At 39.7% G+C, this 14,381-nt stretch carries 13 protein-coding genes and 1 pseudogene; 2 read left to right on the forward strand and 12 right to left on the reverse strand.

The features are described 5' to 3' along the window. Nucleotides 1–8: 8 nt before the first annotated feature. Nucleotides 9–446, forward strand: coding sequence for a hypothetical protein (locus GOP56_RS21295; RefSeq protein ID WP_003335064.1), 438 nt, complete (start codon nucleotides 9–11; stop codon nucleotides 444–446). Then, nucleotides 433–1,413, forward strand: a complete 981-nt coding sequence (locus GOP56_RS21300) for a polyprenyl synthetase family protein (RefSeq protein ID WP_163246575.1) — start codon at nucleotides 433–435, stop codon at nucleotides 1,411–1,413. Before GOP56_RS21295 ends, GOP56_RS21300 begins: the two co-directional genes overlap by 14 nt. Nucleotides 1,414–1,955: 542 nt before the next feature. On the opposite strand, the pseudogene GOP56_RS21305 reads toward GOP56_RS21300, so the two are convergent. The 12 genes and pseudogenes from GOP56_RS21305 to GOP56_RS21360 all read right to left on the reverse strand — a co-directional run. Next, nucleotides 1,956–2,216: pseudogene (locus tag GOP56_RS21305) on the reverse strand (transposase); the annotation flags it as partial. Nucleotides 2,217–2,757: 541 nt separating this feature from the next. Continuing rightward, nucleotides 2,758–3,570: a hypothetical protein gene (locus GOP56_RS21310; RefSeq protein WP_163246576.1), complete on the reverse strand. Its 813-nt coding sequence runs from the start codon at nucleotides 3,568–3,570 to the stop codon at nucleotides 2,758–2,760. A gap of 273 nt (nucleotides 3,571–3,843) precedes the next feature. Next, nucleotides 3,844–4,011 carry an aspartyl-phosphate phosphatase Spo0E family protein gene (locus tag GOP56_RS21315; protein ID WP_096886555.1) on the reverse strand — a complete coding sequence of 56 codons (168 nt, stop codon included), beginning with the start codon at nucleotides 4,009–4,011 and terminating at the stop codon, nucleotides 3,844–3,846. Between the two features lie 300 nt (nucleotides 4,012–4,311). Further along, complete coding sequence (locus GOP56_RS21320) at nucleotides 4,312–4,449, reverse strand: hypothetical protein (protein ID WP_163246577.1); 138 nt, start codon at nucleotides 4,447–4,449, stop codon at nucleotides 4,312–4,314. A gap of 19 nt (nucleotides 4,450–4,468) precedes the next feature. After that, nucleotides 4,469–5,743, reverse strand: a complete 1,275-nt coding sequence (locus tag GOP56_RS21325) for a helix-turn-helix domain-containing protein (protein WP_163246578.1) — start codon at nucleotides 5,741–5,743, stop codon at nucleotides 4,469–4,471. A gap of 520 nt (nucleotides 5,744–6,263) precedes the next feature. Then, on the reverse strand, nucleotides 6,264–7,136 hold the full coding sequence (locus GOP56_RS21330; RefSeq protein WP_163246579.1) for a UbiA-like polyprenyltransferase: 873 nt from the start codon (nucleotides 7,134–7,136) through the stop codon (nucleotides 6,264–6,266). Beyond that, a complete protein-coding gene (locus GOP56_RS21335; protein WP_163246580.1) occupies nucleotides 7,111–8,565 on the reverse strand; it encodes a menaquinone biosynthesis decarboxylase in 1,455 nt (484 codons plus the stop codon). The genes GOP56_RS21330 and GOP56_RS21335 overlap by 26 nt, the downstream gene beginning before the upstream one ends. Nucleotides 8,566–8,592: 27 nt before the next feature. Beyond that, complete coding sequence (locus tag GOP56_RS21340) at nucleotides 8,593–9,870, reverse strand: aspartate aminotransferase family protein (RefSeq protein WP_101667589.1); 1,278 nt, start codon at nucleotides 9,868–9,870, stop codon at nucleotides 8,593–8,595. 27 nt (nucleotides 9,871–9,897) lie between these two features. Then, nucleotides 9,898–11,832 (reverse strand): peptidase U32 family protein, encoded by a 1,935-nt coding sequence (locus GOP56_RS21345; RefSeq protein ID WP_163246581.1) that lies wholly within the window; start codon nucleotides 11,830–11,832, stop codon nucleotides 9,898–9,900. Further along, complete coding sequence (locus GOP56_RS21350; protein WP_163246582.1) at nucleotides 11,816–12,646, reverse strand: energy-coupling factor transporter transmembrane component T family protein; 831 nt, start codon at nucleotides 12,644–12,646, stop codon at nucleotides 11,816–11,818. The genes GOP56_RS21345 and GOP56_RS21350 overlap by 17 nt, the downstream gene beginning before the upstream one ends. Further along, complete coding sequence (locus tag GOP56_RS21355) at nucleotides 12,640–13,539, reverse strand: energy-coupling factor transporter ATPase (protein WP_163246583.1); 900 nt, start codon at nucleotides 13,537–13,539, stop codon at nucleotides 12,640–12,642. The genes GOP56_RS21350 and GOP56_RS21355 overlap by 7 nt, the downstream gene beginning before the upstream one ends. Continuing rightward, nucleotides 13,515–14,360, reverse strand: a complete 846-nt coding sequence (locus GOP56_RS21360) for an ATP-binding cassette domain-containing protein (RefSeq protein WP_254068500.1) — start codon at nucleotides 14,358–14,360, stop codon at nucleotides 13,515–13,517. The genes GOP56_RS21355 and GOP56_RS21360 overlap by 25 nt, the downstream gene beginning before the upstream one ends. Nucleotides 14,361–14,381: the final 21 nt, after the last annotated feature.

The raw sequence follows: 14,381 nt of genomic DNA on the forward strand, positions 1-14,381 counted from the left end.
TGAGAGAGATGAATGGAATTCGGGAATCATTGCAGAAGCTAGAAAAGCAAATGTCACCACAAGCTGGCATCACGCTTGAAGTGGATAGGCGGCTGTTGGAGGAGATGGGACATCTGCTTGATTCATTTGAGCTTTCATCTGCACGCAAAGAGCATATATTTGGGTGCTATGTCCTGTTGCAGGCTGCTTTTCGCAAGCATAAAAAGCTGACATTCGACAATCCTTGTTTGACAAAGGATATTTTAGATGGTGATTATCTGCAAAGCTTTTATTATGAATATGCATGTAAGCATGGAGAAAAGGATTTCGTGAATTTTTTGGCTCCTATTCTAAAGCAAATTCAAATCCGTTTGATCCAAGGTAAATCAATAGAACGTATTCTCTTTCAACGCATAGAAAAATTCCTGACAAAAACAGAGCAGCAGGTGACTTATGAAGTTAGCTGACCAATTGCACATTAATCTAGACATGATTGATAAAGAGATGCTGCGCATAGTTCGGACGGATATGAGTTTGCCCATGCTTTCATCCATCGCTGGCAATATAAGTCGTATGATTTTAGCAGGGGGGAAACGATTACGCCCCATGATGGTAATGGTCGGCAGCCGTTTTGGCAGAATGGCAGACCCACAAAAAGTATTGCAGATGGCAGCTGTGACAGAATTTATCCATGTAGCTTCACTAATCCACGACGATGTGATTGATCAAGCGGATACGAGACGTGGAAAACCAACATTGCATGTGCTTACTGACATACCCACAGCAATTCATACGGCTAATTATATGATGACGCGAGTAGCTGAGCTATTGAGCAAAATGGAGGATGATAGACACCCGTATCGGGAAGAGATTACTGGTCTATTAACCTCGCGACTTTGTTTAGGCGAATATCAACAGATGGCAAACCGATTTAATTTTGATTTATCTATGGATGCCTATTTAAGCAAAACGCGCAATAAAACAGCCGTGTTGATGGCAACCTGTCTAGAGATTGGAGCAAAGCTGGGACATGCAACCCCAGAAGTAACAGCTAAATTGGCGCAATTCGGTGATGATTTAGGTATGGCCTTTCAAATTCGCGATGATGTGTTAGATTTTACAGAGACATCAGAAGCGCTAGGAAAGCCAGCAGGCAGCGATTTAGCTAATGGCAATATTACGTTACCAGTTATGTATGCGTTGCAGGACGAGTGCTTGAGCAAGTGTGTACGCCAGCTCCATGAGCGATCCACACCGAGAGAAATACAAAATGTAGTCAAGCTAATTCTCGATAGCGACATTTTAGAAAGAGCAGACCAACTAGCAGATCAGTATTTGCAAAATGCGATGAAAATTGTCGGGGAGTTAACTGAGTTTGTGGCACATAAGGATTTGAGTGTGCTGATTGCGTATTTTGGGAAACGGAAGATGTGATAGCTACAAGACTAGTATTTTCTTCGTGTTGTATACCATTTTACTTCTTTTGTTTATTAAAGAAAAATAACAGATCAATGATGATTCCAAGTAGGATGTATGATACAAAATGTATAACATACCCTCCCAATAAAATGTTTCCTTCAATTTGATTATCATTTATTATCCAATCACGAAATGATTCCTTATAGACCATATAATCTAGAAGAGGGTTCAATCCAATTAATAATATATGTTTTTGGTCATTTCCATAAAAATCGTTTAAGCAGACTATAATGCTTAAAATTCCCAGCCAAAACCAAACTTTTTTAAAAATAACCATCTTTGGTATTCCTTCTTTCCTTTTTAATTAGCACTAATTTCATATGAGGAAAAAGAGACCGCATATAACCTATTACGGTCTCTTTTTTTCTACCAAGAGCCATGTTTTAAGATACGACTTAACTCATCTGTATCATAAATATCATAAGGAGCGTATCCGCCTATAGCAGCAGTTGGATTTTGATCCCTAAAGTTGATATCAGCACCATTGTAATATGCTTGTAATGAGGGATTGGCTGAGTGAAGTCATAACCGATAAACCATCGATAAGTAAGATTTGTCTTCAGTTCTTTGATTGTCTGACGCATAGAGCTTATTCAAATAAATATGGAATAAATACGATCTTTATTAGCACAACAGGGGCGACACTCGGTCTCCCATTATCTTTCGAGTATTTGTCTTTTACAAGTTCATATATAAAATCAATTTTACGAACTAAATGATCAGAAGGGACAAGGCTCCTTTAATGAAACAACGGACAGTTAGTAATGGGATTCTGCATCTAATATAGAGTGTTTATTAATAAACAATGATGACTGAGGAGTGATATTGGACTACCACAAAAGATGACTAGTAGCCCAATTAATCAAAACTATTACATGAGTTCATGGGGTACATATTTTATTTTTTGTAGGCTAAGATATAAATTGTAATAAACAATAAGAAACTAATAAGTGATAGTATCCGACAAGTCTTATAACGAGACATGTTTTTTTCTAATAATGATTTTATTACTTCAAAAAAATTAAACAAAAACGTAAAAGCAAATATCAATAACAAAGATAAATAATAGTATTTCATAAATACCTCCTAATATAGGTTTATCCTCATCGTCAACTAATGGGAGATAGACGAGAAAGTCCCCTTTCAAAAAGAGGACTTGTCTTGAAGTTTAGGAGGGTAGCAATATCTCTGTCTACCCTCGAAAAATATCTTGGAAGAGATTCAAGAAGGCAAAAAAAGTTGTTATATTCAAACTAATATTATTAATTTAAGGTTTCTTTCGAAAATACGAGGAATTAATTAATAATCAAATTCAATACCGAAATCAATTACCTCACTTACTGATTGAGGTTTAATTGAAAGTCCAGCTGGAAATATAGCAAATTCTACATTCCCACCCCAAGTTTGGTGGCCGTATTGAAATTTAATATTTGTTGACCCTGAATTCCTTTCGTCTGTGTATACATATTGACCAATATATCCTTTGTGAAGGTTGTTACTTGGCATTGCTTCTAAATCTATTTCTCCACCAACGCCTACACCCGGATCCCAATCTTTTGGTTTGTAACTTTTGGAACATTTCCATTTTTTATCTACGTTTTCTGGCTTATGACAATAGCGAAGTGCAAAATCTTTAACTTTCCCATTTGCTGACATCGGTAAAGTCCATTTATTACTTACTGGATACCCAATACTTATTCCGTCTGTTAATCCCCAACGTGGACTATCTGTCCATTCATACTTTCCATATAAATAAAACTTCTTTTTCCCTTTCTTATCACTTTTTTCTTCGAAGGCAGTTCCTCTTAACTCCAAAGTACCACCATCTATATCTTCACCAGATAGACCTTGTATTGCCTCTTCTTTGACGACTTTATAATTAGTTGCTATTTTCTTAGCATCATTTTGAATTAGTTGGTGAAGAACTTGGACCGGATAATCATTAATCTCACTTTCTTCCATTCCAACATCATATATCAATTTCTGTATTTCTTGTTCATTTAAGGAGGAGTCTTCTCCCCAATCTGAATGTTCTTTGCTTTGTGCTGCAAAGCCGATTGAAGATATCATCGTCATAAAGACTACAGCTAAGGATACAATTTTTTTCTTCATTTTAGTACCTCCAACTTGTAATTTAATAGTGATATTTACTATCTAACATTTTCTTGTCGTTCTCCTAGTTTCAACTACCAGTTCAAGTCTGCGTTCAGACCCATGGTTGTTGTAATTCTTGTTTTCGTAATATTCTTGCTGACTCTTTCTATTTCAGTTGATAAGATTGATCTCATATGAATAGAAAATACTCTAGCTATTTTTTCTGAATAGCTAAAACACGGCTATAGTTGTTCTAAAAGGTTTTCCGTACAGCTTATTCATAATGACCAACTAGTGTCTAAGCTTCTGAAAGATAGCGATGTACTCATCTAGTTGTTGGCTCATTTGTATTACGGTTGGGTTTAAAAATGAACCTTTTTTCAAATATAACCGTTCTAATTCTTGGCGGAGGATTTCTATAAGCTTCTGCAAATCATCTTTCGATTGGGTATTTTCCATTTCACATTCCTTTATTTGAGTGATACAATTAATCCGAATAACAATTTTTGTTATTTGTGATGTGGGGCGTTCCAGTTAGTATGCCGACTAGGGAACGTCCCTTTTGAATTAATAAACAAACTAATTTTAATACCTCCTTTCTTCCTCCTGTGTATTAAATTACCATATGTCCTATAAATTTCTGTAGTTCAAAAAAATGTAGGACGTTCTGTAAATTATGACAAAATATTACAAAACAAAAAGAACGCGATAAATATTGGCGTCCTTTAAATAAAATCGGTTTATTGTGGTCCTTTACTATTAACCTTGTGGATCATCATGGAATGTTTTTGCACTTTGCTGTTCTCCGTATTTCTCGAAATCTAAGAAGCTTGCTACAGTAAAAAGAGAGCAAATTACAAAAGAAACAGTTGCAATTATGGTCAGATATTTTTTCAACTTCTTCTCCCTCCTTTGTTTAACCTTTATTTACCACATTATATACTTCTTGTAATCTTTTCAGAAGTCCTAATTCCATTACTTTACTTTGCTCATTATGATGAGCGTAAACTTTTTCAGAACATTTCATTATACCGCTACGGTCATTAATTTTACTGTAGAAATCCATAGCTTTTAAATATGATTCCATACCTTGATTAAATAAACCGTTTCTAACAAGAAATGTTCCCTTTAATCTATAGTATTTACCTAATTCTGAAATCTTGTAAGCTGTGAAAAGCTTAACAAATGTATTTTTTTCCTCTTTATCAAGAATCTGTTGAGCAGTGTACAAGTCGTTAACTTTAAGAAGAACCTCTAATAAATCATTTACTCGATGTAATCGGTGATTATCTTCTGCTTCCTCAACACATTCTTTTAGCAAGGGAATTGCTTCGAATTCTTGACCAGTATTTGACAGGATTATCGCACGATAATATTTAATACGTTTTATAACAAAGTCAAAGTTTAGTTCAGCATACCTATTAAGATGTTCCTCCAAAGCAGTATAGTTGCCCATTCTGGAATAAGCATTACAAATTGCTAAAGCTACACGCTCTTTTACCTCATTATCAGTTGTATCTTCGGCATGTCCCATTTTACCTAGCTTAATACATTGCTCATATTTTCCTATACCATGTGCATCAAAAGCCATTAGATAGTAAAAATTGATTTTCTCCTCTTGGTCTAAGAAATCTGTGTAATATAGAATCTCTTCACCGCTTTTAAACGACTCTTCTTTCTTTTTTAGGTTTTGACTTTCTATGAAGTATTTTTGTAATAAACCCTTTGCTATATACTTAGGTACACCATGTAATCTTGCGTACTTTATAATGACATCGTATATAGTTAACTTTGCCTCATTGTCAGCTACAGTACTACTAAGATCATAGAGATGTTGTAATATTATATATGTATCCTCGTTAGGGGACTCCATGATCTGTTGTGATACCTTAGTAATCAATTGGTTGTTAGAAAGTTCAATCGATTCAAAAAGCAATTCACCTAGAATATCTATCCGATGTTCTATATCAATATAGCGATCCATAATCTCTTCGTAAGGAATTTCCAAAGCTTCTGAAAGTGATTTTAAAGTCTTTAGCTCCGGGCGTCTTGTTTCTCCCGTTTCTATTTTGGAAATAACTCCTTTACTTACTCCTGACACTCTTCCTAATTCCGATAGGCTTACACCTAATTCTGTTCTTTTTCCTTTTATCAGTTCCCCCAGTGTTGTGAAAGTTAAACTTTCAGCCATGTTAAGCTATTCCCCTTCCTGAATTTAATAAAGCATGATATTTCTTAACATTCTAACTTAATTGTATAATTATGTAAATATGAATAAAATTATGTAATGGTTCTCTGAGCATATCTTTCAAAAAATAAAATACCTCCGCCAAATTGTTATTTACGATTCAGGGAGGTGTTTTTCCTTGTCAGTTCATAATAGGGTGCAAGGTGTTTTATATGTTGATTGTATAGCGCTTATGGTGCTTCAATTTATAAACTTTTCTTCTTTCATAATATATTTCTAAGGTTAATATCTTTTTAATTAAAGAAACCGTATTTATTTCGCAACTAACTGTTTCCATTCCTTCTCAATCAATTCCCGACCATCCATCACTACTTTGAATTTTTTCTGTAGGTCTTCATTCGGAAAGATCAATAGAGGAGGTAGAGGAGAAGATCAAAAACTCTCTGGAGGTCATTAAGTAGTACCCCTTCCTACCTTGACATCTAAAAAGAGCCCCGCAATCCCCCTGAGAGTTTTCGATAAATTAGCTCATCATGTAAAAATCAACTAAGGTGCAAATCAAAATAACCATACTAATTACTTGATTCAGTTTATAGGAGGCCACTTTCATGAGGCTTCGATTAGCAGGTTTGATTATTTTATGTTCGGTTAAAAGCAGTACGGTCGAGATTGCTAAGCCCACTAGGTAAACAAAGCCCAAATTTTGATAGAAAAATAGGAATAACAGCAATAGAATCATGATGAAATGTAGGCCTCGTGCGATCCACAGTGCTGTTTGCAGTCCAAAATAGCTTGGGATAGACCATAGCCCTTCCTTGCGGTCAAATTCAATATCCTGCGTAGCGTAAATGATGTCAAAGCCAGCAATCCATAGCATCACGATGGTCCCCAGTACAAATGGTACAAATGCAATCTCACCGGTTACTGCAAACCAAGCCCCAATGGGAGCAGACGCGATGGTAAAGCCTAAATATAAGTGGCTCAGCCACGTAAAGCGTTTCGTGTAAGAATAGGAAGAGATCAATAAAATGGCTACGGGCGACAATAGCAGACACAACGGATTTAACATAGAAGAAGCAAAAATAAAGACTGCATAGTTTATGAGAATAAAAGTGATCACTTCTTTTTCGTGTAACAAGCGTTGTGGCAGATGGCGATGGCTTGTGCGTGGGTTTTTGCCATCAAATTCTTGATCCACGAGACGGTTAAAGGCATTAGCTCCATTTCGCGCCGCTACCAATGCCACCAATGACCAAATCAATACCTGAGCGGGGGCCAGTCCCTCGGCTGCCCATACCATTGCAATGATGGCAAAGGGGAGCGAGAACAATGTGTGGGAGAACATAACAAGCTCTCCGAACATGCGGGTTTTATGAAGGATCGTTTTCAAAACCATACTCCCTCCATTTCGCATCGACCATGCTCTTCACTTCGTCAGACATCTCTATATCATCGGGCCATTCACGTGTATGACCTTCACTTGGCCATTTCTTAGTAGCGTCGATACCAAGACGGTGACCATAGTAAGCGGTTGGAGAAGAGTGATCGAGAGCATCCAGAGGGCCCTCTGTTATGACAAGGTCTCTTTTTGGATCGATATTGTTAAACACTTTCCACATTACTTTGGAAACATCGTGAGGGTCTATATTTTCATCTACTATGATAATCATTTTGGTGTACATCATCTGTCCCATGCCCCACAAGCCATACATGACTTTTTGAGCGTGTTTCGGGAATGCTTTTTTGATTGAAACAATAGCGCAGTTATGAAACACTCCCTCAAATGGCAAATGCATATCCACGATTTCTGGTAGCATCAATTTCATTAATGGCAAAAATACACGCTCTGTAGCTTTTCCTATATAGCAATCCTCCATAGGTGGTTGACCCACAATTGTTGTGGGGTAGATCGGTGATGTACGGCGTGTCACCTTCTCCACATGAAAGACTGGATACATGTCCGCCAGTGAATAGTAGCCCGTGTGATCACCAAAAGGGCCTTCCAAGCGCCTTTCATCTAATTCCACATAGCCTTCCAAAATAAATTCGGCTTCAGCAGGAACATATAGCTCATTTGTTATGCATTTCACAACCTCGATCGGTTTCTTGCGCAGATAACCAGCAAATAGCATTTCATCAATCATCTTTGGTAAAGGAGCGGTAGCCGAGTAGATTAATGCCGGGTCACCACCAAGGGCGACTGATACAGACATGCGTTTATACCCTAATCTGCGATATTTTTCATAGATTTCCTTGCCATCCTTGTGTAAATGCCAATGCATACCTGTCGTGTTTTTATCATAAACCTGAAGACGGTACATCCCCATGTTTTGTTGTCCTGTTTCAGGGTCCTTCGTAATTACCAATGGTAGTGTAACGAATCGACCTGCGTCCTTTGGCCAACAATGAAGAACGGGAAGCTGTGTCAGGTCAGGTTCCTCTATTACCTCCTGGCAAGGAGCAGATGCTACTTTCTTTGGAAAAATTTTGGATAGCTTGTATAGGTCAGGGGCCATTTTGAGCTGATTCCATAACCCCTTGTAATTAGCCAAATCCATGAAATTTTGCATTTCTTCTGCAACCTGATCATAATTCTGCACGCCTAAAGCCATGCTCATGCGTTTATCCGTCCCCATGCTGTTAATTAACACTGGGTATGGGGAATTTTTTACGTTGGTGAACAATAAAGCCTTGCCATACTGTTTGGAAATACGATCAGTAATCTCCGTAATTTCTAAATAACTATCGACTTGAGTGTCAATCGTGTGAAGCTCCCCCTGATCCTGTAGGTCTTTTATAAACGCGCGTAAATTATCGTATGCCACAGTATGCTCCTCCAGTAAGTTTAGGTATTAGAGTAATCGTTTGAGGGTGTCTGCTAATGCCTCCAGCATGTTTGTAATATCTTGTTCGGTGATGACTAGGGGAGGCTGGAAGGCGATTACGTTGCGATTTACACCATTCTTTCCAATGATAAAGCCACGATCTTTCATTTCCTCTAAAATGGAATCAACAAGAGGAGCTGCTTTCTCAGGTTCATTGGCATAAAGCTCCATACCGATCATCAGGCCAAGACCGCGGACATCCGTAATAGCTGCTCGATAAGCTGTCTGAATGAAAAGCAACCCTTCTTTTAACTGCTTACCGAGCTGTTCTGCACGAGCTATTAGTTGTTCATTCTCAATATAGGAGAGGACAGCAAGAGCCGTCATAGACGAAACGGGATTACCTCCAAGCGTAGAAGCAGAAGGGCGGTTATAATGAGCCGCAATTTCGTCAGTTGTGGCAAAAGCGGCAATTGGCACGCCATTCCCTAACGCTTTTGCCATAGTTAAGATATCTGGAACAATGCCGTAATGATCAATGGCGAACATTTTGCCTGTACGGCCAAACCCAGTTTGTATTTCATCTGCGATCAACAGGACATGATGCTTCTCCAATAGCTTCTTTACCTCTGTGAAGTAGGAGAGCGGGGCAGGAACAATACCGCCATTGCCTTGCATGGGTTCTACAATCATGGCAGCGATGCGATCTCCTTTTTCCTCCAGCACCTTCCGCAGAGCTGATAGAGAGCGTTCTACTGCTTCTTGTTCATTCAGATTAGGATCATAAGGGCGAGGAATAAAACTGACTCCTTCCTCTAAATAGTTGTCAGAACGCCACATGGGAATGCCAGTTACGCTCATGGTTAAGAATGTCCGGCCATGTAAGCCATATTCCAATGCGATAAATTCCTTTTTGCCAGTAGCGAGACGAGCGAGTGTTAAAGCAGCCTCATTTGCTTCCGAACCACTGTTTACAAAGAAGGTTCGCTTCATATTTCCAGGCAGGATGCTTGCCATTTTTTCAGCCAGCGCTACATTTGGTTCCGTTAAATAGATGGTGCATGTATGCTGTAATGTTTCCAGTTGCTTGATCGTTGCTGCCGTAATTGCCGGATTGCAATGGCCGCATGCGACTACGGACACCCCGGAGAAAAAGTCTGTATACGCTTTGCCGGTGCTGTCGTATAAATATTGCATGTCACCTCGTACTAGCTGAGGGGGTCTTTCATAGAAATGAGCGGTGCACGGATAAAAATATTCTTTGCGCTTATCTAAAATGCCAGATGGGCCTAAGTACGTAGTCATATCTTTTTACTCCTTTTTATAAATGGTTTAGTCAAAGGATAGGGTGCCAAGCGTATATCCTGCATGGACAGGAATTGCTCTTTCGTAGATCTGCATAGATCGTTGTGGCTGCTGTAAAGCCTCCCGATACATACGGATAATGCTTTGTAATTGCTCAGTCGTATAGCTAGCGCCCTCAATACGGAAATGACTAACACCAACAGCCAGTAAGTCTTTTACTAGGGGCAGGAGACAAAGCTCCTTTGCTGTGGTCAAATGATTTCGTCCAAACTGATCGCAATACACAGGATTTTCGCCTTTATCTGTTAATAAAACGAGATATTTGTTATCCACATGTTTGTTATCCTCTTGGGCAATTGGTTCCAGCACACGGGTATTTGCATATAGATCGTGCTCTAGATACATCACAACAGGAGTGCCATGCACTAATACTTCAACAGGCAATGGTGAATGCAAAATGAGCTCAGCTAGGTTTTTCTGCTTCAGCTCAATGGAAGCGAATGCACGTGTCAATCCGAATTGTTGATAAAGTTCAATTGCTTTATGGTTATACAGGTTAAGTGATAAGTCTCCAATCATTGGCAGATGATATGGTTTACATGCATACATAGCTCCAATATTCGTAGCTACCAGCCCGTCTATTTCTACATCTAATGTAGATAAGAAATGATTGTATTGATCAAATTGCAGACCAAACATCATGCGTGGCATACCCAAGTAAATCTTGCTGTCGCCTTTTATAGCTACAAGGTGTTTTATCTGTTCTTTCGTAAATGGCAGATCAGGCAAGAAAACATCTCCAGCTAAATAGATGTGCTCCACTCCCTCAGCGATCGTCATTTCCGCCTGCTCCTGATTGTTTACACGAACACATAATTCTCCCTTTGCTTTTGCAGAGGATGATCGGCACTGATATTCTTGGAAAGCGTTTTGTAGTGCTTCTATGCGTTGATCACGAATTTCGCGTTCTTCTGTTGGTGTACTAAAGACTTTTCCCGTGCTATAAAATTTACCCGTACCCTCATAGCGTCGATTAATGTAAGCAAGTCCAGGCGAACCAAAGGCATATCCTGTACTAAAGTCCCGCTTACGATTTTCAAATAAGCTTTGTTTATCTTTGCAACGATCAAACCCGATTGGATCTTGGATGTAACGGTCAATGGCATCGCCGTAGCTGTTGATTAGCGTAACTAGAAATTCCGCGTCTCGCATGCGACCTTCCATTTTAAATGAAGTAATTCCAGCTTCAATTAACTCTGGTATATGCTCGTACATGTACATATCCTTAGCTGCTAGGGGATATTCTGTTGGGTAGACATAGCCATCCTTCTTCACGCGGTAGTCCCACCGGCAAGGCTTCATACACCGTCCACGGTTACTGCTGTTACCAAATAGCATCGAGCTGAATAAGCAGTTCGCACCATGAACCGTACACATGTCACCATGGACAAAGTATTCAAATTCCATTTTGGTCAAGGCTTGTAGCTGTTTAGCTGTTTGCAAATCCATTTCACGGGATGCAACGATACGTGTTACACCCAATGTTTGTAAGGCTTTGATCATTTCTAAATTGTGTACGTTCATCATGACAGAGGAGTGGAGAGGTACTGTTAGCTCTTGTTCCTGAATTAATGGGAAAATGGCCATATCCTGAACAATGAGAGCATCTGGGCGAATGCTGTCGAGAAAGCGTAGATATGTTTTCGCTTCTTCCAGATCAGCCTCGTCAAATAAATTATTTACCGTAATATAAACACGCTTGCCCTTTTCATGGGCGATTTGGATAGCTCGCTCCAATTCCTCATGAGTCAGGTTATAGCCTTTACGCATCATTCGCATATTAAGGACCGGTCCGCCGCAATAGATCGCATCACAATTGGTTTCTACAATTGTTGTAAAAATCTCAAATGTTCCAGCAGGTGCTAATAATTCAATTTCTTTGCCATTAAAATAACGAGCCATAGGTAAGACCTCCACAATCATTTAAAATGAATCCTACAAGGATATTTATTGCCAGCAACAAACCTAAAAAGATCGAATCTTGGCGCTTCCACTTCAACATTTCATACGGGATTCGAGGAGCGCCTAGCACATACCCCCGAGCTTCCATCGAATAGACCAGATCTTCTGCTCGGCGAAATGAGCTTACGGTAACGGGCACCAACAGCGATAAGAGCATTTTGCCTTTTTCGCGCCAAGGCAAGTCGGCTACATCGGCACCACGGGAAGCCTGAGCTTTCATGATTTTCTGTGTTTCTTCAAAAATGGTTGGGATAAAGCGCAGAGAAATGCTGATCATTAACCCTAGTTTTTCAGGTGAGATGCCAGTAAAACGAAATGGCTGTAAAATTCCTTCCACTCCTTTTGCTAACGATAAAGGTTTGGTTGTAAAGGTTAATAAAGAGGTGAATGCGAGTAATAAGATCATGCGCCAAGCTGTCATACAGGCAAGGCGTACTCCTTCCGCATAAAAAGAAAATGGGCCGATGGATAGCAAAAAGCGCCCTTCCTTTATAAAGAAAAGCTGGAACAAAAATAAGAATAAAATGAGAAACCGTAACGGTTTGACAGCTTTTACGAAAAAGCCAAAAGGTATTCGACTACTTGCCATAATGCCTATAGCGAATAGAAAAACAGCTATGCATGCAAGTAAGGAATTAGTCATCATAATTAAAAGAACAAACAGAAACATCCCGAGTAGCTTGGAACGCGGGTCTAAGCGATGAAGCCAGCTATTTGTGTCAATGTAGCGTCCAAACATCACTTTGTTTAACATGATGGATCACCCGCTTGTTGTTTCTTATCTTCCCGAAGATGCATCTTACGTTCTCCAAGATACCTAGCCCAGCCCTGTACGGATTGATCTGTAGGTAACGGGAGTTCGGGAAATCTTTGGCGAAAAGCGTGCTGAAAACGAAGCTGAGCAGGAATCGTAATCCCTAGTGTGGCTAAAATATCTGTTTGCTCACGTAACTCATGTGTCTCACCTTGAAAGGCAACTTTGCCCTCCTGCATAATGACCACCCGGTCGCAGTAAGATAGAACTTCCTCCAATCGATGAGTTACCATGATAACGGTCTTGTGCTCCTGTTTACATAGATGATGCAAAAGCTGTAGAAGCTCATGCCGACTTTTACAATCCAAGGTAGCGGTTGGCTCATCTAATACAAGGATGTCCGGGTTCATAGCGAGAATAGAGGCAATTGCGACTTTACGCATTTGACCACCGCTTAATTGAAACGGATTCTTATCTAAAAGCTCTGTATCTAAATTCACTTGATGTAGAGCCTGAACTGCTAATGCTCTTGCTTGTGAGGGGGAGGCCCCGTAGTTTTTGGGACCAAACACAATTTCCTTCTCTACTGAATCAGCAAACATTTGATGCTCTGGAAATTGAAAAATAAGTCCAACGCGTTGCCGAAGCTGGCGAATCCCTTTTTTCGAACGGTGCGGGGTAATTACATGATCAAGAATGTGAACGTGCCCCTTCGTGGGTAATAAAATGCCATTCATATGCTGTAATAAAGTTGATTTTCCACAGCCGCTAGGCCCGATAATGGCTGTAAACGAGCCGCTAGGAAATCCTACATCGATATTGTCCAAAGCAGTTTCCTGAAACAAATTTCCAAGTTGATACGAGTAGGTTACTTCATGAAAGTGAATCGCCATAAGTCCTCCATCAAAGCTTGTTCGTCTGAATGAACAGGTATTTCTGGATGTAAATCATGAATCATCTGACTTACTGCCAAAGTAAAAGGCAAATCGAGATGGCAAGCAGCAATCCAATCTGGTTGGGAAAATAATTCAAGGGGTGTAGTATCAGCCAGTAATCTCCCACCAGATAGAGCTATTACTCGATCAGCCGCTAAGATTTCTTCTGCATCATGGGTGATGGACAAGCTTGTGTAAGCGCCTTCCAAATGTAATTCATCGATTAGTTTTCCGATCTGGTTTTTCGCTGTTTCATCAAGCATTGAGGTAGCCTCGTCAAAAATGATGATCTTCGGCTGCATGGCAAGTATGGAGGCGATCGCCACTCGTTGTTTTTGTCCACCAGATAGCTCATCTGGATGTTTATATAAAAAAGGCGTAATATGTAATTTTTCAGCGTAGTGGGTTAATCTATCGTGCATAACAGAGCGTTCCAAGCACATATTTTCTAGACCAAACAGAATATCATCAGCAACGGTTGTTCCAACAAATTGATTTTCAGGATTTTGAAAGACCATGCCAATCTGCCGGCGAATACTCGGCAAGCTGTCATCCGATAAAGCTTGCCCTCCCACACTAATTTCTCCTTGCGTATGTCGAAGCAGACCATTCAGCAATTTAACTAAAGTGGACTTTCCACACCCGTTATGCCCTACGATGGCGACGCGTTCCCCTTGCTTGATTTGCAAAGAAATATCTGTGAGAAGCGGAGGCTGATTTGGAAATTGAAACGAAACCGATTCAAGCTGAATCAATGGTTGCTGGGACAACGCCTTCACCTGCTTTCGGATGTACTGATT

It is taken from the genome of Brevibacillus sp. 7WMA2 (assembly GCF_010748895.1).
Lineage (GTDB): Bacteria > Bacillota > Bacilli > Brevibacillales > Brevibacillaceae > Brevibacillus_B > Brevibacillus_B halotolerans.

Bases quoted from the DNA above. Each gene is read 5' to 3' on its own strand.
- GOP56_RS21315 (WP_096886555.1), bottom strand. From the start codon at position 4,011: ATGGAAAATACCCAATCGAAAGATGATTTGCAGAAGCTTATAGAAATC.
- GOP56_RS21300 (WP_163246575.1), top strand. From the start codon at position 433: ATGAAGTTAGCTGACCAATTGCACATTAATCTAGACATGATTGATAAA.
- GOP56_RS21350 (WP_163246582.1), bottom strand. From the start codon at position 12,646: ATGTTAAACAAAGTGATGTTTGGACGCTACATTGACACAAATAGCTGG.
- GOP56_RS21355 (WP_163246583.1), bottom strand. From the start codon at position 13,539: ATGGCGATTCACTTTCATGAAGTAACCTACTCGTATCAACTTGGAAAT.
- GOP56_RS21325 (WP_163246578.1), bottom strand. From the start codon at position 5,743: ATGGCTGAAAGTTTAACTTTCACAACACTGGGGGAACTGATAAAAGGA.
- GOP56_RS21295 (WP_003335064.1), top strand. From the start codon at position 9: ATGAATGGAATTCGGGAATCATTGCAGAAGCTAGAAAAGCAAATGTCA.
- GOP56_RS21340 (WP_101667589.1), bottom strand. From the start codon at position 9,870: ATGACTACGTACTTAGGCCCATCTGGCATTTTAGATAAGCGCAAAGAA.
- GOP56_RS21330 (WP_163246579.1), bottom strand. From the start codon at position 7,136: ATGGTTTTGAAAACGATCCTTCATAAAACCCGCATGTTCGGAGAGCTT.
- GOP56_RS21345 (WP_163246581.1), bottom strand. From the start codon at position 11,832: ATGGCTCGTTATTTTAATGGCAAAGAAATTGAATTATTAGCACCTGCT.
- GOP56_RS21310 (WP_163246576.1), bottom strand. From the start codon at position 3,570: ATGAAGAAAAAAATTGTATCCTTAGCTGTAGTCTTTATGACGATGATA.